This is a genomic window from Paenibacillus aceti, from assembly GCF_003614185.1.
Taxonomy (GTDB): domain Bacteria; phylum Bacillota; class Bacilli; order Paenibacillales; family Paenibacillaceae; genus Fontibacillus; species Fontibacillus aceti.
Genome location: NZ_KZ987724.1, coordinates 3,892,393 through 3,916,261 on the forward strand (window position 1 = coordinate 3,892,393; position 23,869 = coordinate 3,916,261).

Annotated in this window: 24 protein-coding genes and 1 riboswitch; all 24 genes read right to left on the bottom strand. The window is 50.8% G+C overall.

The window, feature by feature from the left end; genetic code table 11:
• Nucleotides 1-74: 74 nt before the first annotated feature.
• A complete protein-coding gene (gene atpA / locus BFJ94_RS17480) occupies nucleotides 75-1,589 on the bottom strand; it encodes a F0F1 ATP synthase subunit alpha (RefSeq protein WP_120463805.1) in 1,515 nt (504 codons plus the stop codon).
• Between the two features lie 15 nt (nucleotides 1,590-1,604).
• On the bottom strand, nucleotides 1,605-2,153 hold the full coding sequence (locus BFJ94_RS17485; protein ID WP_120463806.1) for a F0F1 ATP synthase subunit delta: 549 nt from the start codon (nucleotides 2,151-2,153) through the stop codon (nucleotides 1,605-1,607).
• Nucleotides 2,150-2,641 (bottom strand): F0F1 ATP synthase subunit B, encoded by a 492-nt coding sequence (gene atpF, locus BFJ94_RS17490; RefSeq protein WP_120463807.1) that lies wholly within the window; start codon nucleotides 2,639-2,641, stop codon nucleotides 2,150-2,152. The genes BFJ94_RS17485 and atpF overlap by 4 nt, the downstream gene beginning before the upstream one ends.
• A 107-nt stretch (nucleotides 2,642-2,748) precedes the next feature.
• On the bottom strand, nucleotides 2,749-2,961 hold the full coding sequence (gene atpE, locus BFJ94_RS17495) for a F0F1 ATP synthase subunit C (protein ID WP_120463808.1): 213 nt from the start codon (nucleotides 2,959-2,961) through the stop codon (nucleotides 2,749-2,751).
• A gap of 99 nt (nucleotides 2,962-3,060) precedes the next feature.
• The gene (gene atpB, locus BFJ94_RS17500) at nucleotides 3,061-3,825 is read right to left on the bottom strand and encodes a F0F1 ATP synthase subunit A (protein ID WP_120463809.1); all 765 of its coding nucleotides are present in this window, start codon (nucleotides 3,823-3,825) and stop codon (nucleotides 3,061-3,063) included.
• Nucleotides 3,826-3,856: 31 nt separating this feature from the next.
• Entirely contained in the window at nucleotides 3,857-4,234 is a 378-nt protein-coding gene (locus BFJ94_RS17505) for an ATP synthase subunit I (RefSeq protein WP_120463810.1), read from the bottom strand.
• Nucleotides 4,227-4,460, bottom strand: a complete 234-nt coding sequence (locus tag BFJ94_RS17510) for an AtpZ/AtpI family protein (RefSeq protein WP_120463811.1) — start codon at nucleotides 4,458-4,460, stop codon at nucleotides 4,227-4,229. The genes BFJ94_RS17505 and BFJ94_RS17510 overlap by 8 nt, the downstream gene beginning before the upstream one ends.
• A 127-nt stretch (nucleotides 4,461-4,587) precedes the next feature.
• The gene (wecB, locus tag BFJ94_RS17515) at nucleotides 4,588-5,754 is read right to left on the bottom strand and encodes a non-hydrolyzing UDP-N-acetylglucosamine 2-epimerase (protein ID WP_120463812.1); all 1,167 of its coding nucleotides are present in this window, start codon (nucleotides 5,752-5,754) and stop codon (nucleotides 4,588-4,590) included.
• A 33-nt stretch (nucleotides 5,755-5,787) separates the two neighbouring features.
• Entirely contained in the window at nucleotides 5,788-6,417 is a 630-nt protein-coding gene (gene upp / locus BFJ94_RS17520; protein WP_120463813.1) for a uracil phosphoribosyltransferase, read from the bottom strand.
• A gap of 785 nt (nucleotides 6,418-7,202) precedes the next feature.
• Nucleotides 7,203-8,450 (bottom strand): serine hydroxymethyltransferase, encoded by a 1,248-nt coding sequence (glyA, locus tag BFJ94_RS17525; RefSeq protein WP_120463814.1) that lies wholly within the window; start codon nucleotides 8,448-8,450, stop codon nucleotides 7,203-7,205.
• A 35-nt stretch (nucleotides 8,451-8,485) separates the two neighbouring features.
• Nucleotides 8,486-9,070 (bottom strand): TIGR01440 family protein, encoded by a 585-nt coding sequence (locus BFJ94_RS17530; RefSeq protein ID WP_120463815.1) that lies wholly within the window; start codon nucleotides 9,068-9,070, stop codon nucleotides 8,486-8,488.
• A gap of 214 nt (nucleotides 9,071-9,284) precedes the next feature.
• Nucleotides 9,285-9,367: riboswitch (ZMP/ZTP riboswitch) on the bottom strand.
• Nucleotides 9,368-9,439: 72 nt separating this feature from the next.
• On the bottom strand, nucleotides 9,440-10,042 hold the full coding sequence (locus BFJ94_RS17535; protein ID WP_120463816.1) for a low molecular weight protein arginine phosphatase: 603 nt from the start codon (nucleotides 10,040-10,042) through the stop codon (nucleotides 9,440-9,442).
• Between the two features lie 95 nt (nucleotides 10,043-10,137).
• Nucleotides 10,138-10,698 carry a manganese efflux pump MntP gene (locus BFJ94_RS17540; RefSeq protein WP_438803681.1) on the bottom strand — a complete coding sequence of 187 codons (561 nt, stop codon included), beginning with the start codon at nucleotides 10,696-10,698 and terminating at the stop codon, nucleotides 10,138-10,140.
• A 121-nt stretch (nucleotides 10,699-10,819) separates the two neighbouring features.
• Complete coding sequence (locus BFJ94_RS17545) at nucleotides 10,820-11,677, bottom strand: DUF72 domain-containing protein (RefSeq protein WP_120463817.1); 858 nt, start codon at nucleotides 11,675-11,677, stop codon at nucleotides 10,820-10,822.
• Between the two features lie 101 nt (nucleotides 11,678-11,778).
• A complete protein-coding gene (locus BFJ94_RS17550) occupies nucleotides 11,779-12,930 on the bottom strand; it encodes an L-threonylcarbamoyladenylate synthase (protein ID WP_120463818.1) in 1,152 nt (383 codons plus the stop codon).
• 223 nt (nucleotides 12,931-13,153) lie between these two features.
• Nucleotides 13,154-13,936 (bottom strand): stage II sporulation protein R, encoded by a 783-nt coding sequence (gene spoIIR / locus BFJ94_RS17555; protein WP_120463819.1) that lies wholly within the window; start codon nucleotides 13,934-13,936, stop codon nucleotides 13,154-13,156.
• Nucleotides 13,937-14,866: 930 nt separating this feature from the next.
• Nucleotides 14,867-16,051, bottom strand: coding sequence for an FtsW/RodA/SpoVE family cell cycle protein (locus BFJ94_RS17560; RefSeq protein ID WP_120463820.1), 1,185 nt, complete (start codon nucleotides 16,049-16,051; stop codon nucleotides 14,867-14,869).
• A gap of 288 nt (nucleotides 16,052-16,339) precedes the next feature.
• Complete coding sequence (gene prmC / locus BFJ94_RS17565; protein WP_439116395.1) at nucleotides 16,340-17,299, bottom strand: peptide chain release factor N(5)-glutamine methyltransferase; 960 nt, start codon at nucleotides 17,297-17,299, stop codon at nucleotides 16,340-16,342.
• Nucleotides 17,226-18,293, bottom strand: coding sequence for a peptide chain release factor 1 (prfA, locus tag BFJ94_RS17570; protein ID WP_120463822.1), 1,068 nt, complete (start codon nucleotides 18,291-18,293; stop codon nucleotides 17,226-17,228). Before prfA ends, prmC begins: the two co-directional genes overlap by 74 nt.
• Before the next feature lie 242 nt (nucleotides 18,294-18,535).
• Complete coding sequence (locus tag BFJ94_RS17575; protein WP_120463823.1) at nucleotides 18,536-18,997, bottom strand: NINE protein; 462 nt, start codon at nucleotides 18,995-18,997, stop codon at nucleotides 18,536-18,538.
• Nucleotides 18,997-19,341: a TM2 domain-containing protein gene (locus BFJ94_RS17580; protein ID WP_120465288.1), complete on the bottom strand. Its 345-nt coding sequence runs from the start codon at nucleotides 19,339-19,341 to the stop codon at nucleotides 18,997-18,999. The genes BFJ94_RS17575 and BFJ94_RS17580 overlap by 1 nt, the downstream gene beginning before the upstream one ends.
• Before the next feature lie 674 nt (nucleotides 19,342-20,015).
• Nucleotides 20,016-21,116 (bottom strand): redox-regulated ATPase YchF, encoded by a 1,101-nt coding sequence (gene ychF / locus BFJ94_RS17585; protein WP_120463824.1) that lies wholly within the window; start codon nucleotides 21,114-21,116, stop codon nucleotides 20,016-20,018.
• Between the two features lie 80 nt (nucleotides 21,117-21,196).
• Nucleotides 21,197-22,252: a type 2 isopentenyl-diphosphate Delta-isomerase gene (fni, locus tag BFJ94_RS17590; protein ID WP_120463825.1), complete on the bottom strand. Its 1,056-nt coding sequence runs from the start codon at nucleotides 22,250-22,252 to the stop codon at nucleotides 21,197-21,199.
• A gap of 120 nt (nucleotides 22,253-22,372) precedes the next feature.
• Entirely contained in the window at nucleotides 22,373-23,863 is a 1,491-nt protein-coding gene (locus BFJ94_RS17595) for a phytoene desaturase family protein (protein ID WP_120463826.1), read from the bottom strand.
• Nucleotides 23,864-23,869 lie beyond the last annotated feature (6 nt).

A 23,869-nucleotide genomic window follows, 5' to 3' on the forward strand; every position in this document is an offset into this window, starting at 1 on the left:
GCCCGGGCCGGTTCATGAATCGATTATTTAACTATAAGAGGTTACCTTCAAAAATTCCGCTCTGGGAACACGCTTTATACGGAACCAGCAAAGCCTCTCTTGAACTTCTCGATAACTTCCTTCAGTTTCTCTTCATTATCAGCGGTCAAATCCTTCGTATCGCGGATCGATTGCAGCACTTCATCATGCTGGCTCTTCACGAAGCTAAGGAATTCAGATTCAAAGCGGCGTACATCGCCAAGATTGATATCATCCAGATAGCCCTTGACTGCTGTGTACAAGCTGATTACTTGTTCCTCAACCGCGAGCGGCTGGTGAACGCCTTGCTTCAGAATTTCCATCATACGCGAACCACGGGTCAACCGCGCTTGCGTCGATTTATCCAAATCGGAACCGAATTGGGAGAAGGCCTGAAGCTCACGGTATTGCGCCAAGTCCAGACGCAAGGTACCGGCTACCTTCTTCATCGCTTTGATCTGTGCGGAGCCACCTACCCGGGATACGGAAATACCGACGTTGATCGCCGGACGTTGACCGGAGTAGAACAGATCGGACTCCAGGAAGATCTGACCGTCCGTAATCGAGATTACGTTAGTCGGGATATATGCGGATACGTCAGATGCTTGCGTCTCGATAAATGGAAGCGCAGTGATCGATCCGCCGCCAAGCTCGTCGCTCAGCTTAGCTGCACGTTCCAGCAAACGGGAGTGCAGATAGAATACGTCACCTGGGAAGGCTTCACGGCCTGGTGGACGGCGAAGCAGCAAGGACAATTCGCGGTAAGCCGCAGCTTGCTTCGACAAGTCATCATAGATGATCAGGACATGTTCGCCCTTGTACATGAAATGCTCAGCCATAGCAACGCCCGCATAAGGAGCAATGTACAGCAGCGGTGATGGTTCCGAAGCGGAAGCCGTTACCACGATCGTGTAGTCAAGCGCTCCATAACGACGCAGGGTTTCTACTACGTTAACGACAGTAGATTGCTTCTGACCGATAGCAACGTAAATACATTTTACGCCACTGCCCTTCTGGTTAATGATCGCATCGATCGCCAGCGCAGTTTTACCAGTCTGACGGTCACCGATGATCAATTCCCGTTGACCGCGGCCAATCGGAACCATGGAGTCAATCGCTTTAATACCAGTCTGCATCGGTTCATGAACCGATTTCCGGTCGATAACGCCTGGTGCGTTATTCTCTACTGGACGGAATTCAGTCGTCTCAATCGGACCTTTACCATCTACGGGTTGTCCGAGCGGGTTCACGACACGTCCGAGCAGGGCATCGCCAACAGGAACCTGCATAATTTGTCCGGTACGTTTGACTTGATCCCCTTCGCGAATTTCGCTATATGGTCCCAAGATAACGACCCCGACATTGCTCTCCTCAAGGTTGAGTGCTAGACCAAATACGCCATTCTCAAATTCCAACAACTCATTGGACATGACGTTCTCAAGCCCATAAACGCGGGCAATACCGTCACCAACTTGAATAACTGTGCCGACTTCGGCAACTTCAATTTCCGATTTATACTGTTCGATCTGACTTTTAATCAGTGTACTGATCTCTTCAGGTCTGATACTCAAGACTTTCACCCCTATCTACAGTGCTTGTCTTCGAAAAGACTTTTCAAGCCGTTCCAGCTTGCCGGATAAACTGCCGTCATAAATCACATCGCCGACTCTGACTTTGATTCCTCCAAGCAGTCCCTTATCGATCTGGCTCTCTACGCGAATCTTCTTATTCAGCATAGCGCCGAATTCAGATTCAATAGCCCGCTGCTCCTCATCGCTAAGAGGATAGGCAGAATAGACGATCGCGTCGGCCAATCCAAGAGCTTCGCCGGTTATTTTGACATAGCTGTCCAAAATATCCGCTAAAATATCAGTTCTTTCACGTTCTACCAGCAATCTGGCCATAGAAACGACTGGCTTCGACAGCTTGCCTTCAAGCACACCTTCAAGTGCATTCCATTTCGCTTCTTTGGAAATATTTGGACTTAACAGGAATTTCTGAACGCTTTCATCATTATTTAGAGCAGAGACCAGCACTCGCAATTCTTGCTCGACTTCCATCGTCTGTCCATCTTGAATGGCAATTTCATACAGAGCCTTAGCGTATCTGCGCGCTACGACTAGTGCACGGCTCATGATTTTCTACCTACTTCTTGCAAGTATTGATTCACAAGCTTCTCTTGGTCCGTAGGACTGCTCTCAACTTCACGTTCGATCAGCTTGGAAGCGATATTTACAGAGAAAGAACCAATTTCGCCACGCAAAGCGTCCACCGCTTTGTTTCTTTCACTCTCAATATCACGAACGGCTTCATCCTTCAGACGTATCGCATCAGTTTTGGCTTGTTCCAGCAAATCGCGCGCTTGTTTGCTACTGCTCTGCTTAGATTGCTCAATGATCTCGAAAGCTTCTTGCCTTGCTTGCTTAAGAGCTTCCTTCTGCTCTTCAACGTAAGCAGTCGCTTGCTCTCTGGTTTGCCGAGCTTCTTCAAGTTGGCCTTGTACCAGTTCACGACGTTTCTCCATGACCGCGAACAGTTTACCGAAAGCGAATTTATGAAGCAGCCAATAAAGAATCCCGAACGAAAGCATGGTAATCACAATGTTTTCCCACAAGACATTCACCGATGTCACTCCTTCCATTAACAAAACTTACATTGCGTTTCATAAAATTTCCAACAAAAACGAAGGCGCGGATGGCATCGGCCCTCCCCGCCAAACCGTAGCTATTATTAAGAGAACATGATCAAGAATGCGATAACTGTTGCCGCAAGAGGCACAACTTCGACGATACCAACGCCGACAAACATTGTAGTTTGAAGCTTATTCGCAGCTTCTGGTTGACGAGCGATAGACTCCACTGTACTCTTAACGATCATACCGTTACCAAAAGCTGCCCCAAGTGCACCCAAACCTACTGCAATAGCTGCTGCGATAAAATTCATCTTTAAACTTCCTCCTCAATTTTTCAGTTAATTATTTTGTTTAAAATTATAATATACCTCTGATGGATTCACTGAAGTCAGTAGTTCCTCCAGAGTTTATTAATGTTCCTCTTCGTGAATCGTAGTCTGTCCAATGTAAACCATCGTCAATATCGTAAAGATATAGGCTTGCAGCCCACCGACGAAAATACTAAATCCTTGCCATGCTCCCAAGAATGGGATACCTAGATACTTCATCTTGATAATAACCGCAATGAGAACCTCGCCCGCGAAGATATTCGCGAACAACCGGATTGCTAGAGCGATCGGCTTGGAAAAGTTCTCAATGATATTAAGTGGCAAGAAAATCGGGAATGGTTCCAAATAGTGCTTGAGGTAATGCTTCCGATTGTATTTCAGACCTAAATAATTCATCAGAATGAACACAACGGCAGCAAGTCCGGCAGTTACAGAAATATCGGCTGTCGGCGATTTCCACCAGAGAATCTCAGCGTGTTCCCCGCCTGTCAGACCTTTGGTCGCTTCGATGACATGTCCGAAGATCATTTCAGGCTTATGAGCCTCTGTGATAAATCCCAGCGGCAGGCCAAGCAGGTTAGATACAAAAATAAAAAGTATCAGGGTCAAACCTAGTGAGAGATATTTCTTACCATGCTTCATATCCATCGTACTGCCAATGATGCTCTGGACGAATTCAACGATCCATTCCATGAAATTCTGAAATTTACCAGGATTCTCTACCGATAGGTTAGCGACAGATAGTCTGCACACAACAAAAACGATCACCATACTAACAAAGAGCATTAGTACAGCAGATAGGTCCAGGTGGAATCCTCCTAGCATAATTACGGGCGCTTCATGCATTTGTCTATTTCACCCCTTTCCCCAGATGCTGTTAAGACTTACTTCTAGCTCCGAGCACAAGGCCGACCGGAATCGTTAGCAGCTGCGGGATAAAGAACCCGATTACAGCACTTATTACCGATACCTGCTCCAGCTTGACTGCCACCATCGTAACAAGTAGAATCAAACAAACCCTGGTCAGGAAACCGAAGCTAAAGCGTTTCTTCTCTTGGCTGACTGCAAATTCAACCAAGCCATGCACTTTCATTGATAGATAGCGGGTATAGACCGTCCCACCAACAAGACCAAGGATCAAGCCAGAGATGATCGGCCTGAAATCCAGGAGAAAAGCCCAGCCAAGGAACAAAACGGATAACATCAGGAAGGTCATCCTAGTCACAACTGCGACAATTGAATTTAAGTTATCCATCCTGCTCCTCCATAAATTTATAAAATATGATTGATATGTTGGTAATTCCAAGCAAAAGACCGACGATCGATCCGATGGCAACCCAGTAATTTGGGCCATCAAATCGCTCAGCCAGCCATCTGGCGCCCAAGTAACCGATTACGATATAAACAGCAAGCATCGTACCTGCCCCGCTTATGTAAGCGGCATACATCCAAGGATTTGAATTTTTATCATGATTATCCATAATGTCAATTCCCAATTCATTTTACTGAATTTTTAGACTTTTTGTCAAACCAGATAACCTAATGCCATCACCAACAAGACGTAAAACCATACAGTATAACTGTATGCTATCTTACGCAAAAACACAATTATCTATTTTTTCCAGTTGTGAACTTTTTGTGAAACTCCTCAGGGCGCTCGCTAATTAGCCCGAAATGGTGACGAATCGCATTGACAATTCTCTTCGATGCTTGTCCGTCTCCATATGGATTAGTCGCTTTGCTCATCGAATTATAAAGTTCACTATCTGTCAGTAATGCTCTCGTACGCTCATAGACCATCTCCTCATCTGTGCCGACAAGCTCCAGAGTCCCCGCTTCGATGCCTTCCGGACGTTCCGTTGTATCGCGGAGCACAAGTACGGGAACGCCAAAAGACGGCGCTTCTTCCTGTAAACCGCCGGAATCCGTGAGGATCAAATGTGTATGTGGATAGAAATTATGCAAATCCACCACATCAAGAGGATCAATAAGTTTTATACGGGGATGGTTCCCTAAAGTTTCATATGCCGGTTCTCTTACCGCAGGACTCAAGTGTACAGGGTAGACAATCGCAATATCCTCAAATTCATCAGCAATCCGTTTTACAGCACGGAAAATGTTCATATGAGGCTGCCCCTGAGACTCGCGGCGATGAGCCGTCATCAGAATAAGCCGCTTACCTGCGGCCCATTCCAGCACAGAATTGCTATAATTCGGCTGTACTGTATATTGAAACACATCGGTAACCGTGTTGCCTGTGATATATATGCTTGACTCGGATTTATTCTCTTTTCTCAAATTACCTGCCGACCAGTCCGTTGGCGCAAAATGAAGATCGGCCAAAACCCCGGTTAACTGGCGATTCATCTCCTCTGGATAAGGCGATAATTTGTTCCAGGTACGAAGGCCAGCTTCCACATGCCCCACCTTAATTTGTTGCAGGAAAGCTGCATAGCTAGCGAGGAATGTCGTGAGTGTATCCCCATGAACCAGCACGATATCCGGCTTCGCTTCCTTCAATACTCCTTCCAGGCCCTGGAGCACTCGAATCGTAATCTCATTCAAGCTCTGATTCGGCTTCATTACATTCAGATCATAATCAGGAACAATTTTGAACACGTCCAGCACCTGATCAAGCATCTCACGATGCTGGGCAGTAACACAAACCACAGACTCAATGTCCTCAGGATGCTTGTTCAGTTCCAAAATAAGCGGAGCCATCTTGATGGCCTCCGGTCTGACTCCAAAAATCGTCATTACTTTTATTTTTGACATGTCCGTTTCCCTTTCTCATGATCACATCATGATCTACTTTGTTCCGTACAAGCGATCTCCCGCATCGCCAAGTCCAGGAATAATATACCCATGATCGTTCAGACACTCGTCCAATGCAGCTACGTAAATATCTACATCAGGATGGGCATCATGTACCGCCTTGACCCCTTCAGGTGCGGCGATCAGATTCATCATCTTGATCTGTGTGCAGCCGCGTTTCTTAAGCGCATCGATCGCAGCAATCGCGGAACCGCCAGTCGCCAGCATCGGATCGATTACGATCAGCTCGCGCTCCTGTACATCCGTAGGCAGCTTGATATAGTATTCTACAGGCATAAGCGTCTCTGGATCGCGGAAAAGACCCACATGTCCTACCTTAGCAGCAGGCAACAGCTTCAGCACGCCATCAAGCATACCAAGACCCGCACGCAGAATCGGAATCAAACCGAGCATACGTCCGGATATCACTTTGGATTCCGTCTCGGTTACAGGTGTCTGCACCTTGATCGTTTCCAGCGGAATCTCCCGTGTAATTTCATAGGCCATCAATGTAGCCACTTCGTCAACCAATTCACGAAAATCCTTCGTGTTCGTGTTCATGTCACGAATAAACGTCAATTTGTGTTGAATAAGGGGGTGATCACATACTACTAATTTTCCCATTATATCCCTCCGGTGGTTGTGTATAACAAAGAATCTCTTGCGGTGACATGCTTCTAAATTAGGATGCTCCACAAATCTTGTCTATTATATCACTTTCGCTGTCGGATTTTCACCCATACATATTCATGTTGCAAATATGTTCAAAAAAATGGCTATCCCCTATAGTCCCCTGAACCGTTTGCTTACATTCAATTTTCACAGCTCCTCTGTCAAATGTTACTCGCGGCAAAAAATATTTGCCGGTGTACCTGAAAGCAGGGGAAATTGTGTTAAAAAGAGGGCGGATGGGGGAGTTGGGAGGGGGCTAGGTGTACGCTAACGCGCCTAGCCCGGCCGGTCACATGCAGCTCACAAGACAGATCAGATACAACTCATATATAGCTCAAATGCCGGTCGAGCACCGAACTCGCGCCAGTCGAAGGAGTGGCAAAGTTTCCTGTTATTTTTCCTACGTTATCCCCGTCATTGCAGACTTAGGAGAACCGAAGCTGGGCGGCATGTCCCAACGATACTCTAACGAAACGTGGTAACGCTATTCGCGCCAAAATGAGCCGCGAAAAACTGTAACGAAACTGGGGAACCTTATTGAGGTAAAAAAGTAGCTAAAAGTCCAGATATTGCTCAAATAGCGATATGGTGTTTCGTTAGAATCGAACTAGCCCTGTTTTGGAGTAAATAGCGCTCTGTAGTTTCGTTTAGAAGTAGGAATGAGAGTCATCCCCTCTTACAAAAACAAGCCGGGAAGCATCGCTTCCCAGCTTGGCATTCTCAAGAAGACTACTTAATTAATAGGTAAGGCTTGAATATAATGGGTACTGTTCCGTCAAATTGGATACCCGGGTACGGCAACTGGCAAGAACCGCTTCGTCCTCCGGCGATTTCAAAGTGGTGGCGATAATCCGGCCGATCTCCTTCATCGCTTCCTCATCCATCCCTCTGGAGGTTGCCGCAGGTGTACCGATCCGGATGCCGCTGGTTACAAAAGGACTCGTCGGATCAAACGGAATCGCGTTCTTATTCACGGTAATTCCGATCGAATCAAGCACATGCTCCGCAACCTTACCTGTAATGTTCAAGTTGCGAGTATCGATCAGAATCAGATGGTTATCCGTACCGCCAGAGACCAGATTCAACCCCTCGGCGACCAATGTCTCAGCCAGGGCCTTCGCATTCTTAACCACATTCTCGGCATAAACCTTGAAGGAAGGCTGCAGCGCTTCACCCAGCGCAACTGCTTTGGAAGCAATGACGTGCATCAAAGGACCGCCCTGCGTACCTGGGAATACCGCTTTATCGATCGCAGCCGCCCAAGGCTTGCGGCACAGGATCAGACCACCGCGAGGCCCACGCAGCGTCTTGTGAGTCGTCGTCGTCACAAAATGGGCATGCGGCACTGGGCTAGGATGCAATCCAGCTGCAACGAGTCCGGCGATATGAGCCATGTCCACCATGAACAGGGCGCCTACATCGTTAGCGATCGCAGCGATTTTCTCGAAATCGATAATCCGCGGATAAGCACTCGCACCAGCTACAATCAGACGAGGGCGATGCTTGAAGGCCGCTTTGCGGACCTCATCGTAATCGATCAGGAAGCTATCCTCTTGCACGCCATAAGCGACGAAGTTATAGAGCAGACCAGAGGCATTGACAGGACTTCCGTGCGTCAAATGTCCGCCATGGGCCAGATTCATACCAAGTACGGTGTCGCCAGGGTTCAAGGCCGCGAGATAGACAGCCATGTTCGCCTGTGCGCCGGAATGGGGCTGCACATTGGCATGCTCAGCGCCGAATAGCTCCTTGGCACGGTCGCGGGCGATATCCTCAACGATATCGACATACTCGCAGCCGCCATAGTAACGCTTGCCTGGATAGCCTTCTGCGTATTTGTTTGTCAGAACGGAGCCCATCGCTTCCATGACCGCTTCACTGACGATATTCTCCGAAGCGATCAACTCGATATTGTTACGTTGGCGTTTCAGTTCCAGATTCATCGCTTCCAGCACAGCCGGGTCTTGCTTTCTCAATTGATCCATAAATAAATAGCCTCCTTATATTAAAAAAGAATGATTTAATCACATAGATGGGAATCCGTCTGCTCTGGCAGCTTATATACCGCCCGCTCGCCGCCGATCAGCTTAGGACGAGTCCAGGCTGCGGTAACGCGCGCCTCACCGACATAACGTCTGGTCGAACGGAAAGGAATCACGACACGGCGCAGATGCATACCGATTAAGGTCTCGCCGATATCAATCCCGCCATGGGCCTCAATACTCTCCGCCAGACAAGGAGCCTTCAGTTGCTTGTATGCATAGGCCGCCATCGATCCGCCAGCCTTGCGCACCGGGACCGCCGACACTTCCGTCAGCCGCAGACGCTCCAGAACGTCACGCTCTACTACAAGCGCCCGGTTCAAATGCTCACAGCATTGAAAAGCAACGTCAAAACCATACTTGCTGCGCACACGTTCAATTCCCGCGAATAGCTCGGCGGCAACATTCTCCGCCCCGGCAGTCCCGATCCGTTGCCCGGCAACTTCACTCGTACTGGCCCCGACCACGAGCAATTGACCCGGACCAAAATTGGCCGTTGCACAGAGCTCTTCTAAGATCTCTGCAACCTGTTGACTGACTTCTGCAATATGTTCCGTTTCCATAGTATGGCACCCCTTATCTGATTGAAGTTTCACAATCTCTTATTTTCCAAGCGCATGTCCTTATTATATACCTAAACCGGCAAAAATCGTGACGACAATCTTCGTGAGAAAGAACGGCGCCTGGACTTACGCAAAAACAGAAAACGAACCTCGAACATTCCTAAGGGTTACTAGCAAAAACGAAAAAAGAGCATGACGCTATAAAACACGTCGTGCTCTTTGCCCAGGCGACCGGCCGTATATTCCGATGCTCCAGTGTGGTTTGATCCACTATCGTCGCCAGTTACATCGGATCTTCGTTTACATGACTTTAGAATAAAGCATCCACCGGATAATTGCAACCAAATTGTCACATTATTTCCGCTTCGATCATCCGGCCTCTCCCGGTTCCTCCGAAGCAGCCTGCTCGAGCTTGCTCAGCAAGCGTTCCAATGCCGCCTTGATCTCCGCTGCCGTCGCATCGTATTCCACCCGAGAACCACCGAACGGATCAGAAATATCATAAGTCGGCATCCGTCTCATAAGCTCGGCAAGCCGCCGCTGCATCGCCTCATCCGGCTTCTTGCCCAACGCGCGATCCAGCTCAAGTTCAGCGGCAATCCTCTGCAGTTCACCCTGTGCCTCAAGTACGTCTGAATCACTCTCTGCGTACTCCTTCAGCGTATATATTTTATCGGCAGACTCAGGAAAATAATGTATCACATGGCTGCGATGACCACTGGTTAACGTAAGAATCAAATCGGCCCAATTCACCAGTTCCGCGCTGAGCGGGGTGGAGGTAATAGTATCTTCAATGCCCTGATCCCTAAGTACAGCTTCTGCGTGCATAGACATCGCCGCGCCTTGTGAAGCAGCTACTCCAGCAGAACGAACCTCAAGCTGCAGTCCCCGCTCCTCTGCCAGCTTACGAAGCATCCCTTCCGCCATAGGACTGCGGCAAGTATTTCCCGTGCAGACGAACAATATTCGCATCCTCTTTCACCTCCGTTAGCAGCTGGCTCCATAGATTATTTATCAAGGGTATAAGTTCAAGTCTCAAAAACTACCTCTATATAGAGTTCATTGTATCAAAAGATAAACATCAGACCAAACGCGAACAAAATCGATCCGCCCACCGCCTCGCCATAATCCCCCAGATTGCGGCTCACTCCGCGCCCCAGCACCAGTCCGAACAAGGACATCAGCCCACCGAACAATCCGAAGGCCAGCACGGTTAACAGCAGGTCGCTATGGAACATCCCTAACGAGACCCCAACAGAGAAGGAATCCACACTAACACTGAGAGAGAACAGGAATATGCCCGGCCAGGATCGATAATTGATAATATGATTCGCCTCGCTTCTGAGCGAGCTATATATCATATGTCCTCCGAGCAGCAGCAACAGTCCACCAGACACAAACCTAGTCAGATACCCCAACAATTCACCAACATAATGTCCCGTAAAAATCCCAAGCACCGGCATCAAAATATGAAAACAGGATACCGTCATCACAATTCGCAGTACATCCCGTCGCCTGACACCATTCACTCCAACCCCTATTCCCAGGGAAAAGGCGTCCATCCCCAGGGCAATCGCCATGAACAGGATCGTCATCCATTCTCCAAGCCGTTCCAGAGCTTCATTCACACAGGGTCACCATCCCATCGATGTGTGTGTCCAGAAAATCACTTGTACAACCATATGCGACAAGCCCTGAATTCATGACATACCTCAGCAAGCAGTCTTGGAAAAGCCATTGCTCTGCCGCTTAATCGTCGGCGAACAAATCAAGCTGCTGCGGAGGCAACTCTGTCGGCTTCATCCCGAGGATAGACATCATCTCTCTAGCATTCATAGCCGCGTCTCCGCCTGAATTATTATTGAAAATCATACAGATCTCCCGGGTACCCATCGCCTGAAGCTCGGTCAACTTGTCTCGCCACTCCAGCAACTCCTCTCTACTGTAACGATACAAATTTCGCACCTCACGCCAATTCTCAGCCCCACTCTGCGCCCAGCCTTCGGCATTGCGTCCATGCAGCCGGATGAAGGTCAGCTTCGGATCAGTAGGAACCAGCACCGTCGGTACTGTGCCGAGCCCAACCTGTGGCTCATCACATATCGTATGAATCCAGCCCTGTTCACGCATGAAGTTAAGCGTAGCCTCTCTATGCTCAGAGGAATACCAGCTCTGATGGCGAAATTCAAGCGCCAGCGGCAAGTCGCCCATCCAGCGGCGGATCGCACGCAATTGACGAACATGCTCCTGACAGCAGTCGAACCAGGGCGGAAATTGGAAGAGGATCGCCTTCAATCTTCCGGCTTCTACCACTGGACGGATCGAGTCCAGATAGGCTTGGAACATCTCCCCCGGGCTGTCATAACTCGTCCTTCCACGAGAATGGCCCGTCATCCCCTGAAAAGCCTTCAGAAAAAAAGTAAAATGATCCGGGGTCTCGGCCAGCCAGCGACGATATGTATCCGTATGAAGCACCGCATAGAAGGAGCTATCTACTTCCACGACAGGAAAATGACGGGCGTAGATCGCCAGCCTCCGGCTTGCCGGTGTCCCGGCCGGATATAAATCCTCCTGATCGCCCCAGCCGACCAGTCCGATGGTAATCATCACTCCCGCCCTCCTCTCTTACCGAAACACAGCTACTATATCAAGTAGAAAGCAGAATATAGAACAAAAGATATAGAGCCAACCCCCTCTATAGAGGAGGGTCAGACATAGATCACCTGATGACCGGCGGCTTTCAGGAGCCGGTTCATCACGGCGGAGCCGAGTCCGTCCTCGGGGCAGGACTCGGCCATAATGTAAGTGACGCCGCGATCATCGAAGCGGCGGAGCGCCGCGTACAGACGGTGCGCCGCCGTCTCCAGCGCAGCCAGGCTGCCGAGCGAGAGCACGAGGTCAGCGCGGTAAGCGGCGATGTGCTCGTCGAAGGCAAGCACGCCGGTGGTCTCACCGCGCTGGGCCGCCGCATCGAGCTCGGCCTGAATTCGGGCCGCCACCGCTTCCGGGGCGGGCCCGCTCACGATACGCATCGCACCCTGCGGTGCGTAATGCGTGTATTTCATCCCGGGCGCGCGCGGCGCCGGGATGTCTGCGCTGCCGCCGCCCGCCCGCTGCAGGGCGGCGTCCAGCCGCACGCTCGCCGCGAAGCGGGCGAGCTGCTCTGCCGTGATCCCGCCGGGGCGGAGCACGGTCACGGCCCCATCACGGCCGACCTCCACCACCGTTGACTCCAGGCCCACCCCCGTGGGCCCGCCGTCAACGATGCCATCGATACGGCCGTCCAGGTCCTCGCCGACGTGGCTCGCCAGCGTCGGGCTCGGCCGCCCGGACCGGTTGGCGCTAGGCGCCGCAACCGGGCAGCCCGCTGCAGCGATCAGCTGCAGCGCCACATCGTGGGCGGGCATGCGCACGCCCACCGTGGACAGGCCCGCCGTCACGCGCGGCGAGACGGCGCCTTCGGCCACGGGCAGCACCACGGTCAGCGGCCCGGGCCAGAACGCCTTCATCAGCCGCCTTGCCGTCTCATTCACCTCTGTCACCAATCCGTCCAATTGACCCATATCGGCAATATGGACGATCAGCGGATTGTCAGAGGGACGGCCCTTGGCGGCGAATACCGCTTCGACCGACGCTGTGTTACGCGCGTCAGCTCCCAGACCATAGACCGTCTCGGTCGGAAAAGCGACCACTCCGCCTGCGGCGAGCAGCCTCCCCGCCTCGCCGATCTGCTCCCTGGCATGCTGCAGTTCCAGCTCCTGTTCCTTTTTCCCGGATAAGTCCCCCTCCTCCGCATGTACCAGAGCGCTGACATCCCACCAGCGTGTATTTTTAGACTTGCCCTGATCTGATTGATTCATCTATTATCATCCCAAACTTTTTAATATAGCAGATATGCTCGTTAAGCTTCGTCCGCATTTTTTGCCTACCCTCTATTATAACCAAACCTACGGCTGAACTCACCCCTCCATCATGCTCATAGACACCACTCCCCTAGGCTAAACAGCAAAAACTGCCCGGATAAATCCGCGCAGTTCCCGCAGCCTCTATTCATTCACGGCCACTTGTAATTAGCCGTATCACTTAGAACCATCCCACGATCCCATTCCACAGCTTCACCAGCATATCCCATAAAAAGAAACGCACCTTCGTCTCCCCGCGATTTGCTTGCTGCGGCTCATCCGAAGCCGAAACCGAATCCGAATCCGAGGCCGAAACCGAAGCTGAAGCCTTCTGCACCTTCGGACTCTTTTCCCCCTTAGATGAATCTGCAGTCTCCTTCTTGGACTCTTCTGCCTTCCCCTTCTTTGCCAGGGCATCCCCGCTGCCAGCATCCACGAAGCATAGCGGTGGGAACAAGACACACCACCAATTCTTCCCTTTGCCTTCACCCAGCGTGATACGAAGCGCCTCATAATTGCCCGCCGGGTATACCTCGCCCCCATACATCTTCGTAGGAAAAGGAACGTTCCCCAGCTCCACCTGATAGCTATAATCCTTCCCGTTCTCAGATAGCGTCTGCTTGACCTGTGCGCCGATTTCTCCTAAACGCGACTGAATTATCTCCCTGGCCATTTCAAGGCTCTGAGGGTCCTCCAGCTCGCTGACCCATCCATTCATCTGCCCGACCACCGCATCACGGACCTTCCGTTTAATCGCCTGATCACCAACCCCATCCGAATTGGCCAATATCCGTAACCGGATCGACTCTTGCGGAATAAGCCCTTCCGCCGCAGCCGTATCCACCTTCTGCCCTTCCCAGGACATCAACAAAATCACAATACTAAAAAGAATAAGTGCAGCCGACCTTCCATTCCCCTTACTTCCACTCTTCAAACGCTTACTACTTCTATACTCGCCCTTCATAAACTTATATTCTTGGTTCCTATTTTCGGCATTCTTTCGATCCTTCCGATCCTTCCGGCTCTTCCAGCCCTTCCTACTCTCCCAATTCTGTCCCATACGACTCTCCCTTTCACATAGCCCTGATGTCTATCAGTATGGACATGCCTCGAGGAAGCTAAACCTATGAATCTATCAAAATATCAATATCACCCCACTCATTATTCGCTACCTAGCACCATAACGCATCTAAGTAAAATAGAAGCATTAGGCAGCTATCTATTGGGGGGAATGTGACCAATTAACGCTACTTAGCATTGTTACTACTTTTTGCGACTCTTCTGGACGTGGCGCAAATTGCGTGACCTTTTCCGTGAAAGTATCATTTTAACTCGCTGCTATCCTTCAGTCTCGTCAAAGCCTGCAATTATGCAGGAATTTTTCCAATATCCCGCCCCGCAATAGTAAATTCCTGCGAAAATGCAGGTATTTTCCTCGTACGAGCCTAATTCCAGCGAAAAAAGCAAAAAAGCCTGCACTTTTGCAGGCTTTCTCTCAAAATAGGTAGCTTCCGGCTATAATTCCTGCATTTTTGCAGGCTTTAAGGCTCGGAGCCGTATTAGACAAATCTATTGGCACAACCGTATCATTTACGCATTCATAATCTATCGGAAACGCAACAATCAGCGACCGACTATACCAAGCATCGGCATAAAGATGACCTAATGACAATCAACAGACACACGGACTATCGACATTACGATCACCCGTTCATCAATCATCAGACGCACCAACCATCGACTTTCCAATTACCTTTTCATCGATCACTAAACGCGCTGACTGTCGACATTACGATCATCCGTTCACCACGTCACCAAACGCAACAAGCATCGGCGTTCCAGATCGTACTATATCTGCATCATCATACGCATCATCACCGTACTCCACAGCATATTACTGTGACTTAACGGAGGTCTGCCGGGTTGCCGGGACTGTCTGCTCCTCCTCTGCCTCTTGTCCATGAAGACGGATGCTCATAGCCACGCCGATACTAGCCATATTGATGACCAGGGATGTACCGCCATAGCTGATGAATGGCAAGGTGATCCCGGTCAGCGGCATCAGGCCGATGAACATGCCGATATTCTCGAAGATCTGATAGAGGAACAGAGCGACGATCCCGACGATAATGAACGGCCCGCTTCGGTCCTTGCATTCCAGTGAAATCAGAATCAAACGATGAATGAGCACGAAGTAGAGCAGCAGCAGCACCGAGCTGCCCAGGAAGCCGAACTCCTCAGCAATGACGACGAAGATCGAATCGGAGTAAGTCAGCGGGACCCGCTCGGACTGCACAGTCGCCCCTTGCATATAGCCTTCTCCGGTCATACCGCCCGAAGCGATGGCAAGCTTGGCGTTCTTTGTATGATAGATGGCCTTATCGGTCGCTTTCTCCGGCACCAGCCAAGGGTCGATCCGCTCGATCCAGTGCTCCCGGCCGATATCCGCAAAAAATTTATGAACCTCATCATAATAAATCTTATAAGCGCTGATGCCCCCAATTACGGAAGCGGCGAAGATCGTCAGAGCGATCAGAGCATGGGAATATTTCATACCACCGATCCACAGCATTCCAGCCAGAATGACAAGATAGCTAAGCGCGTTACCAAGGTCATTCTGCGCCATTACAATCATGAATGGAACGAAGGTAATCAAGCAGATCGGTATAACATCTCTCCAAAAAGCGAGCTGCGGCTTGCGCTTACGATACAGCACATGAGCCAGGAATATAACAAGCAGCAGCTTGAAGAATTCCGCTGGCTGGAAGCTGAGCCCGCCCGGGAGCGTCATCCACCCCGTCGCGTTGTAATAGGTATTCCCGATGAACATAACGACGACGAGTAAAGCAACCCCGGCTAAATAAATGTATAAGGCATATTTCACAAGCACGCGGTAGTCTACCAAGGCCAACGCAAAAAAGACGACAAACCCAATAGCATAATAACTGGCCATCCGAAGATGGTACCCTTCATATTGCGTATTAATGGTAGCACTATACAGCACAGCAATACTGATGCCCATCAGAAGCAAGAGGATGAACACGATCGTATAATCTATTTTTTTGAATTTATTAAGCATGGACCCTGTCCCCCGTCCGCTGGATCAATCTTGTTGGACATTTCCGCAGCAATATATCTCTCTACTGCAGAAACCAATCTATCTTACCCATTGTAAAAAAAACTTCGTGCAAAGTCCATTCGCCGAGGACACCATATTCCTCCAAGCTGCACATTTCAATCCAGTAACGTAAAGAGCAGCAGATAAGTTACATTCAAGGTTCATTCAAAGCTGGATATTCCTCTTCGAAAATGCTGCCCTTCACCAGAAAAAAAAATCGGGGCCCGTCCGCCGGACACTCCACCTTCATCAAGCTCTGCCGATGACATGGCGGTCGATTCCGGCCAAATCCGGAATCGTCAATATTTCGCGCCAATGCCCGGCGGCGCGCAGCATATCGGCCACAGCCGCCGCTTGGCCCATGCCAAGCTCGAAGCCGATCAGCTTCGGCGGCTGGGGCAGCAGTGCGAGCTGCTGCATCATCACGCGATAGGGGTAGAGCCCGTCCGGCCCGCCGTCCAGCGCGCCGCGTGGCTCATAATCGCGTACCTCCGGCTGCAGCTCGGCAATCGTATCCGCCGGTATATACGGCGGATTGGACACCACGATGTCCAGCGGCTCGCCCGCGAATGGTTCAAGCAGGTTCCCCTGCTTGAACCTCACCGAGAGGCCGAGCCGCTGGACATTGTCCTGCGCCACCGCCAGCGCTTCCGGCGAGATATCACTCGCCGTCACGCGCCAGGCTGGGCGCAGATGGGCCAGCGCGGCAGCGATCGCGCCGCTGCCGGTACCGATGTCGGCGGCCTGCGGAGCGCCGCCCGGCCATAACAAATCGCCCAGTCTGGCGATTTGCTCCACCAGCAGCTCCGTCTCGGGACGGGGAATCAGCACCGCCGGCGTGACCTTGAAGGTCAAGCCGTAGAATTCCTGTTCCCCGATAATATACTGCGCTGGCTCACCGGCGGCCTTACGATTGACGGCCGCCTCCCATGCCTGTTTGCTCCCGGACGGGAACGGGTCGCGCAGAGCGAGCAGATACTTCGCCCCCTCCAGCCCTAATACATGGCGAAGCAGCAGCTCGGCGTTCGATTCCGGATCTTTTACCCCGGCCTCCGCCAAAAAAGAAGAAGCCTCTTTACGGGCTTCCAAAATTGTAAGCGCTCCAGATAGTTGATATCCGTTACGTTTCAAGGCATTATTCTCCTTTTTCCATAAGCTCGGCTTGCTCGGCAATGGTAAGGGCCGATACAATTTCATCGATCTCCCCATTCATCACTTGATCAAGCTTGTGCAGCGTTAAGCCGATCCGATGATCGGTTACCCGGCTCTGCGGGAAGTTATAAGTCCGAATCCGTTCACTGCGGTCCCCGGTTCCCACCTTGCTCTTACGCTCGCCAGCATATTTCGCTTCCTCTTCCTGGCGCATCATATCCATGATCCGCGTCCGAAGCACCTGCAATGCCTTATCTTTGTTAGAGTTCTGCGATTTGCCGTCCTGACAGGTCGCTACGATGCCCGTCGGGATATGAGTGACACGCACCGCTGATTTGGTCGTATTAACGGACTGTCCGCCAGCACCGCTGGAACAGAAAGTATCTACGCGGATATCCTTATCCAGAATCTCCACGTCTACTTCCTCAGCTTCCGGCATTACAGCTACCGTCGAAGTCGAAGTATGAATACGCCCGCCAGACTCCGTCGCCGGAATCCGCTGCACCCGATGTGCCCCGCTCTCGTATTTCATTCTGCTGTATGCCCCGCGGCCATTGATCATGAAGATGATCTCTTTGAAGCCACCCAGATCGCTCTCGTTCACATCCATGATCTCAACGCGCCAGCCTTGAGAATCGGCATACCGGGTATACATGCGATATAAATCAGCCGCGAACAGCGCAGCTTCATCACCACCGGCAGCGCCACGAATTTCCACGATTACGTTTTTATCATCATTAGGGTCCTTCGGCAGCAGCAAAATACGGATCTGTTCCTCCAGCTCTTGCATACGTGCGGAAAGCTCCTCGATTTCCATTTTGACCATGTCGCGCATCTCATCATCCAGTTTCTCCGCTTGCATCGCTTTGGCGGCATCAAGCTCCTCGATGACACGCTTATATTCGGTGTAAGCCTCATAAGCCGGCTGTAAATCCGATTGTTCCTTGGAATAATCACGAAGCTTCTTCGTATCATTAGCTACATCCGGATCACAGAGCAGCTCACTAAGCTTATCGTAACGATCAGCCAGGGATTGAAGTCGGTCCAACAAGGAAATTCACCTCTCTCAAATAGCAATATCCTTAAAAATTTAGCTATACAAACAAAATTCAGCCAATTTCAGCTGACATTTAATTATACCATAATTGACATGCCCTTGCATAGATAAGCTATGACTAAGGCTAAGCCCTCCTTAGCTTCCGTCAATATAGAATTCATACAAGCAAATAATATATAAAAAAAGCCGCAAACTCAACTGTAGAAGTCAAGAATCACGGCGACACAGCTATGAAGTTAATTTAAAAACCGTTCCGTGCCTGGAGGATGTCCCGGCTCTCCTACGGGTCTAAGTGCTACAATCTGGGCGATTAGCGTCTGCTCCAGCTGATGATTCCAGCTCCTGACGATTCCCGGCAGAAGACAGGCATCGACAATAACCCATATCGTCAATCCGATGAAGCTGATTAGAGCGATAAACCCAAATATCAGACCCGGTATATACAAATTAGTATCGTAAGTGAAAGAATCATCCATCCCTATCAGCACTAAGAATAGTATGTAGGAAATAAACATGACTATAAATAATACTAACTGAAGTATCCCGGAGACGGTTCTCTTTAAATACAAGCGATGTATGCCCAAATGCCCCATAAGCAGCATCAAGTAGGCAAATACGAGCGACTTCTCACGCTTGCGCATTTCTGAGCTAAGGACGATCAGTTCGTTCGTCGATAAATCCTGTTTACTGAACAGCATTAGATCGGATACCTCTCGGAGAGTCCTCTATTCGCTAGAATGTTGTCGATGATGCGGTTCTCCACGATAGCATTGTGTTCCTTCACCCAAGTATGTACGAGGAACGCATCCACGACCCACCAGATAAAGGTAGCGATCATACCGATCACGGTAAGCGACAGAATCAATTGTGCAACCGCCGAACCTGTCTTTCCGAAATAAAAGCGATGACCACCAAATAAACCAAGGAAATACCAGAGCACATAAGCGATAACCATGTTTTTCCCTTGATTCTTAACCTCAGATTCGAGCAGCAGAAGCTCCCTGGAATCGAGTTGGCTCTTTCTCGCTACTGCATAGTCCATACCCATAAAATCCCTCCTAAATGAAAATGTATGAAAAATCTTTCTAAGTATACTAAACAGTCGAGCCACTGCTCAACACAATTTCTGGATATTTGGGCCAATCTTCGAGAAAAATTTTGCGGGATAGAAATACCGGCTAAAAGCCACGAATCCGCCTGAATAGCGGCCTCCCGTTTCGTTACCATTTTCCGAGGCTACTTTTTGGTGCTGATAGCGCTACCAAGTTCTGTTAAAGAGTAAGTGTAAAGTGGGCTCTAAATACTGAAATGCAGACTTTTGCGTATGAAACCACCTGTTTATAGGAAATTCCCGTATAGTGTCAGGCTGTTGAGAAACATTGGCAAGCCCACCGGCGCTCTAACGAAACTCCAGATCGTTATTTCCGCAAAATCAGCACCATCTCAAATCTAACGAAACCCCAGATTGCTATTTGAGTAGAAATCCGTCATTTAGACCCCTTTTTGCCGCAATAGCGATACCGAGTTTCGTATAAATGTGAAATCGCCCCTTTTGACACAAATAGCGATCCCCAGTTTCGTTACAACTTCAGGGCAGCCACTGTTCTACGTTCCCAAGCATTACGTTGAGCAGCAACCTGCCGACGTACATACTTTTTCCCTAAAAAAAGAAGCCTGCCGGAGCCCCGACAGACCTCATTCATATCTACTTACGCCTTACACGTTAAAACGGAAATGCATGACGTCGCCGTCTTGCACGACATACTCCTTGCCTTCAAGGCGAAGCTGTCCACGTTCTTTCGCTACGTTCATGGAGCCGGCAGCGACGAGATCGTCATAGGACACTACCTCGGCACGGATGAATCCGCGTTCGAAGTCGGTGTGAATGACCCCGGCGGCCTGTGGAGCCTTCATGCCTTTACGGATCGTCCATGCCCGTACTTCCTGTACTCCGGCCGTGAAATACGTGTACAAGCCCAGCAAGCGGTAAGCCGCTTTAATCAGGCGGTTCAGCCCTGATTCCGCCAAGCCGAGCTCTTCAAGGAACATCGCCTTGTCTTCGCCCTCCAGCTCAGCAATCTCCGACTCGACCTTCGCGCTGATCGGCACCACCTCGGCCTTCTCAGCCGCTGCAAATTCGATCACCTGCTGCACGAACGGATTATTGTCCGTATCGGTAACTCCGTCCTCACTTACGTTCGCTGCATAGAGCACCGGCTTCAAGGTCAGCAAGTGCAGATCGCGGATGATCAGCTTCTCGTCATCCGTCAGCTCCACGCTGCGCGCCGGCATATCGTTATAGAGAGCTTCCTTAATACGTTCAAGCAGCGCTACTTCTTGCTCATATTGCTTGTTGCCGCCCTTCATATTCTTGCGGGCGCGATCGATCCGTTTATCAACGCTCTCCAGATCGGCCAGAATCAATTCCAGATTGATCGTCTGGATATCGCTGATCGGATTGATTTTACCGTCAACATGGGTAATATTCTCATCTTCAAAGCAGCGGACCACATGAACGATCGCATCCACTTCACGGATATGGGCCAGGAATTTATTGCCCAGCCCTTCGCCTTTACTTGCCCCGCGCACCAACCCGGCGATGTCGACAAATTCAAATGCGGTCGGTACCGTCTTGTTCGGAGTGACTAGCTCGGTCAGCTTATCCAGACGCTCGTCCGGCACCTCGACGACACCGACGTTCGGATCAATCGTACAAAACGGATAGTTCGCGGATTCTGCGCCCGCTTGGGTAATCGCGTTAAACAATGTGGATTTTCCGACATTCGGAAGGCCCACGATCCCTGCTTTTAAAGCCATATCTATGACAACTCCTCAGTATTTGATAACTTGATAACTTTATTCACCTTCAACCATAGTACATATCCGCAGCATATATTTCAAGAATATCGTTCATAGGATGAATTTGTAAATCTGCGGACGAGCCGATTTGTGCCGCGCAGCTCCTCGATATTAGCAACTCCGATCCCGAACATCACGGTGCGCAGCTCCAGTTCAATCCGTTCCAGCAATTCATCGAGCCGCCGCTCGGAGTTGACCGCAGGCTCCAGCACCGCACGGCCGAACCCGGCCAAGTTCGCCCCCAGTGCCAGCGCTTTGGCAGCATCAACCCCCGTGTTCAGCCCGCCACTACCGATGATCGCTGCGCCGGGAACCGCCTGCCGTACATCCACGATGCATTCGGCGGTCGGATTGCCCCAATCGGCGAACGCCTCCGCCACCTCACGGCGCACCTGGTCCTTGTTACGGAATTTCTCCACCTGGCTCCAGGATGTTCCGCCCGCTCCGGCCACATCGATAAATGCGGCGCCGGCTTCGCAGAGCTGATAAGCGGTCTCCCCATCGATTCCCCAGCCCACTTCCTTGACGCCCACCGGGATAGGCAGAGCTCGGCATAAGGCTTCGATCCGCGATAATAAACCGCTGAAGGCTGTATCCCCCTCGGGCTGGAATACCTCCTGCAGACTGTTCAGATGCAGCACGAGCATATCGGCGCCAGCGATTTCAACCGCGCGTAGGCACTCATCCGCTCCGAAGCCATAGTTCAGCTGAACCGCTCCAATATTAGCGATGATCGGAATCGTCGGAGCATAGCGCCGTATTGCAAAGGTCGGCGCCAGCTCCTGCCGCTCAACTGCCGCCCGTACCGAGCCTACGCCCATCGCCCAACCCCGCCGTTCCGCCGCTTCAGCTAGACGCTCATTAATTCTCCCGGCCAGCTCACTGCCTCCAGTCATGGAACTGATCAGCAACGGTGTGCGGAGCACTCGATCGAGAAAACTTGCGTCTAAGCGAATATCTGCAAAATTCAGTTCCGGCAGCGCTTTATGCCGGAAGGCATATTGCTCCAGTCCTGTGCTAATTCCTGTTCCGTTTACCTGCTCCTCCAAACAGAGCCGGATATGCTCTGTTTTGCGCTCGGATGTACCGCCCATTATCCATTCCTCCTATCTTCATATTCTCCTATTTTGCCCATTTATCTGTTGAACTGATGATCGCCTCGGATGAGACAGCCGAGTCCAATGTTCTTCCGCTCGCGATTTCCCCCCTCTTCACTATTCCATCTCATGCGCAATATATCCGGCGACCAAATGGCCTGATAACGTAACATAGGGCACTCCCCCTCCAGGATACGTGGAGCCGCCTACGTACCACAGTCCCTTCACATCCCGGCTGCGATTGCTCGGTCTGCGCAATATTTGCCGTATGCTGTGGGAGGCCAGTCCGTACATACCTCCGCGGTAAGCCGCGGTATCTCGGGCGAGCTGATCAGGGGCATAGGTACTGAGCACATGCTGCTGCTGAATCCCCTGTAAACCATACCCCCGCAAGGTAGATAACACATGCTCGGAATACCTCTCACGCTGCTCATTCCAGTCCCAGGCATTGGACAGGTAAGGCGCATAAGTCATGATGAACAGATTGCTGTGGCCCTCGGGAGCGGCCTCCTTCTCAGTGTAAGAGGAATTGCATATGTATACGGATGGCTTGGAAGGCGGCCTCCGCTGATTGAAGATTTCATTGAATTCTTGCTCATAGCGATCCGAGAAGAACACGGTGTGATGCAGCAAGCGATCATATAATGAGGGGACACCCGCCAATTGCACAAACGCAGATAATGAGGGCTCCATCGAGGCGATTCTGCGGTCGTTCAGTGAAGGTCTGAACTCTTCACTCAGCAGTTGCTGACTAGTGGACAGGAGATCGCCATTAATGACGATCAGCGGAGCCTCATAGTATCCCTCACTCGTCTCCAGTCCGGCGACCCGTCCGCCCTGAACCCGGATTTGCTGCGCCTCGATCCCCATTTTGATCTCGACTCCAAGCTCCTGCGCCAGCGTCTGCAGCGCTTCTACCAAAGCATAAGTCCCGCCGCGAATACTATAAGTACCATGATCGACTTCACTGCTATGCAGCATGCCATAGATCGAAGGCGCCAGGAAGGGAGAGGAGCCGACGCGCGCCGCGTATCTTCCGAACAAGGCTAGGGTATTCGGATGCGTGAAGAAATGGCGAAGCTCGCGATTCAAAGATCTTCTGAACAGCGGGACGACGCTCAGCAGCTCCATGACCATGCTGGCATTCCACTTCTCCCTATGTCCCAGCGGCAGCTGGTTCATCAGCCTTCTCTTGACGCTCTGGAACATCATCCGTGATTCCTGCAGAAAGGCCGGATAATGCAGCGCATCGACCGGACTATAAGTATCGATCTGATGCTGCATCTCCTCCACATCCCCGGTCATATCTACGACACTTCCGTCTGTAAATATACTACGAGAACGGGGCTCCAGCGGAATCAGAGATACGTAATCCTCCATTCTGCGCCCCACGCTGCGGAACACATTACGAAATACATAGGGGAGCTCGATCGTATTCGGGCCGCAATCGAACCGATACCCGTCGATGACAACTCGCTGTAATTTCCCTCCGATACGACCTTTACGCTCCAATATCGTCACCTGATACCCCCGGCCTGCCAATCCTATGGCACAAGCCAGTCCTCCGAAGCCTGATCCGACTACCAAGACCTTTCCCCTTGCCGGCATTCTATC

What these genes read in the sequence shown, in the direction of transcription:
- BFJ94_RS17560 (WP_120463820.1), bottom strand. Translation starts at nt 16,051, where the DNA reads ATGCTTAATAAATTCAAAAAAATAGATTATACGATCGTGTTCATCCTC.
- BFJ94_RS17485 (WP_120463806.1), bottom strand. Translation starts at nt 2,153, where the DNA reads ATGAGCCGTGCACTAGTCGTAGCGCGCAGATACGCTAAGGCTCTGTAT.
- ychF (WP_120463824.1), bottom strand. Translation starts at nt 21,116, where the DNA reads ATGGCTTTAAAAGCAGGGATCGTGGGCCTTCCGAATGTCGGAAAATCC.
- atpB (WP_120463809.1), bottom strand. Translation starts at nt 3,825, where the DNA reads ATGCATGAAGCGCCCGTAATTATGCTAGGAGGATTCCACCTGGACCTA.
- upp (WP_120463813.1), bottom strand. Translation starts at nt 6,417, where the DNA reads ATGGGAAAATTAGTAGTATGTGATCACCCCCTTATTCAACACAAATTG.
- fni (WP_120463825.1), bottom strand. Translation starts at nt 22,252, where the DNA reads ATGGGCGGTACATCCGAGCGCAAAACAGAGCATATCCGGCTCTGTTTG.
- BFJ94_RS17530 (WP_120463815.1), bottom strand. Translation starts at nt 9,070, where the DNA reads ATGGAAACGGAACATATTGCAGAAGTCAGTCAACAGGTTGCAGAGATC.
- BFJ94_RS17535 (WP_120463816.1), bottom strand. Translation starts at nt 10,042, where the DNA reads ATGCGAATATTGTTCGTCTGCACGGGAAATACTTGCCGCAGTCCTATG.
- prmC (WP_439116395.1), bottom strand. Translation starts at nt 17,299, where the DNA reads ATGGGGAGATCGATGAAATTGTATCGGCCCTTACCATTGCCGAGCAAG.
- BFJ94_RS17545 (WP_120463817.1), bottom strand. Translation starts at nt 11,677, where the DNA reads ATGATTACCATCGGACTGGTCGGCTGGGGCGATCAGGAGGATTTATAT.
- BFJ94_RS17595 (WP_120463826.1), bottom strand. Translation starts at nt 23,863, where the DNA reads ATGCCGGCAAGGGGAAAGGTCTTGGTAGTCGGATCAGGCTTCGGAGGA.
- BFJ94_RS17550 (WP_120463818.1), bottom strand. Translation starts at nt 12,930, where the DNA reads ATGAATCAATCAGATCAGGGCAAGTCTAAAAATACACGCTGGTGGGAT.
- BFJ94_RS17510 (WP_120463811.1), bottom strand. Translation starts at nt 4,460, where the DNA reads ATGGATAATCATGATAAAAATTCAAATCCTTGGATGTATGCCGCTTAC.
- spoIIR (WP_120463819.1), bottom strand. Translation starts at nt 13,936, where the DNA reads ATGAAGGGCGAGTATAGAAGTAGTAAGCGTTTGAAGAGTGGAAGTAAG.
- glyA (WP_120463814.1), bottom strand. Translation starts at nt 8,450, where the DNA reads ATGGATCAATTGAGAAAGCAAGACCCGGCTGTGCTGGAAGCGATGAAT.
- BFJ94_RS17580 (WP_120465288.1), bottom strand. Translation starts at nt 19,341, where the DNA reads ATGGACTATGCAGTAGCGAGAAAGAGCCAACTCGATTCCAGGGAGCTT.
- atpE (WP_120463808.1), bottom strand. Translation starts at nt 2,961, where the DNA reads ATGAATTTTATCGCAGCAGCTATTGCAGTAGGTTTGGGTGCACTTGGG.
- wecB (WP_120463812.1), bottom strand. Translation starts at nt 5,754, where the DNA reads ATGTCAAAAATAAAAGTAATGACGATTTTTGGAGTCAGACCGGAGGCC.
- BFJ94_RS17575 (WP_120463823.1), bottom strand. Translation starts at nt 18,997, where the DNA reads ATGCTGTTCAGTAAACAGGATTTATCGACGAACGAACTGATCGTCCTT.
- BFJ94_RS17505 (WP_120463810.1), bottom strand. Translation starts at nt 4,234, where the DNA reads ATGGATAACTTAAATTCAATTGTCGCAGTTGTGACTAGGATGACCTTC.